Source organism: Streptomyces sp. NP-1717 (genome assembly GCF_022695985.1).
Classification (GTDB): domain Bacteria; phylum Actinomycetota; class Actinomycetes; order Streptomycetales; family Streptomycetaceae; genus Streptomyces.
In genome coordinates, this window is the sequence record NZ_JAAPBF010000455.1 from 1 (window position 1) to 1500 (window position 1500).

Annotated in this window: 1 protein-coding gene and 1 pseudogene; both read right to left on the bottom strand. The window is 75.5% G+C overall.

The features are described from left to right. On the bottom strand, window positions 1–642 hold a 642-nt coding region (locus GXP76_RS35435; RefSeq protein ID WP_242575724.1), incomplete at its 3' end, for a DNA-formamidopyrimidine glycosylase family protein. A 111-nt stretch (window positions 643–753) separates the two neighbouring features. Further along, window positions 754–1500: pseudogene (locus GXP76_RS35440) on the bottom strand (DEAD/DEAH box helicase); the annotation flags it as partial.

Below are 1500 nucleotides of genomic sequence, written 5' to 3' on the forward strand. Positions count from 1 at the left end.
GTATACGTACAGATGACGGCGCGACCGCTCGCGGTTGGCCTCCAGGAGCTTCTTCGCGGCCGTCACCAGCCGCTCGGGCGACGGCAGGTCCCCGATGGGCAGCCAGGGGGTGGTGCGGGTGAGGAAGCACGTCTCGCACCGGAAGACGTTGCCGACGCCCGCGAGATTGCGCTGGTCCAGCAGCGCGTCCCCGACCGTGCGTGCCGGGTCGGCGAGCAGATTGCGCAGGGCGGTCTCCGGATCCCAGTCGGGCCCGAGGAGGTCGGGGCCCAGATGGCCCACCACACGCTCCTCGTCCGCCGTCCGCAGGAGTTCGAGCACCGGGAGCCGGTAGCCGACGGCCGTGCGTTCGGCGTTGCCGAGGATCGCCCGGATCTGGTGGCCGGGACCGCCGCGCCAGCGCTCGTCGGCGCCGTACACCCGCCAGGCCCCGTCCATCCGCAGATGTGAGTGGAGGGTGAGGCCGCCCTCGATACGGGTCAGGAGATGCTTGCCGCGCGGGGTGACGTCGAGGACCGTCCGGCCGGTGAGGTCGGAGGTCGCGAACCGGGGGACGCGGAGGTCGGACCGGGTCAGCAGCCGCCCGGCGAGGGCGGTGTGCAGGCGCCGGGCTGTCTGGAGGACGGTGTCACCTTCGGGCATGTTTCCATCATGCGCGAGACGGGCGCCGTGACGAGCGGCGTACGGGGTGTGGCGTGCGGAGATGTACGGCGACCGGCCCCTGTCGCGGCGGCGGCGGGGGCCGGGCCGGGCTCAGGCCCGCAGACGCAGGCCCCTCGGGGTGGCGTGGAAACCCGCCGACTCCAGGACGCGGCCCACGGGGGACGTCAGCGCCTGCTCCCCGTTCGCCCGCTCCACCGTGACCGTACCGAGTGCGCCGGCCCGGGCGGCCCCGGCCAGGGCCTCGGCGGCCGAACGCAGCGCCACGTCGTCGTCGGCGGCGTCCGCACGATCCGGGTCGGACGGGGCGCCGGGATCGCCCGGCCAGGCGAGGAGGGTCTTCCCGCCGCGTTCCATGTACAGCGTCAGAGCGCCGTCGACGAGGACGACCAGGGAGCCCGCCTTGCGGCCCGGTTTGTGACCGGCGCCCGAGGGCGGCTCGGGCCAGGGCAGCGCGGCACCGTAGGCGTTGGCCGGGTCGGCGGCGGCCAGCACCACCGCGCGCGGCGAGGGGTCGGAGGCGGCGCGGTCACGGGCCGTGGAGGCCGCGCGGAGGCGGTCCACCGCCCCGTCCATCGCGAACTGGGCCGCGCCCAGGCCCTCGACCACATAGCCGCGTCGTGCCTGACCGCTGTCCTCGAAGGCGGACAGCACCCGGTACACGGCCGAGAAGCCGCCCTCGATACCTTCGGCGGCGACCGCGCCGCGGGTCACCACACCGTGGCGGTCCAGGAGCGTGCGGGCCAGGGCGTGGGCGCGGCGTGTGGCGTCGGGGTCGGGCACCGGGAGCAGCGACCACCGTCCGCTGACGGTCGGCGGTCCCGTACGCGAGACGGGCCG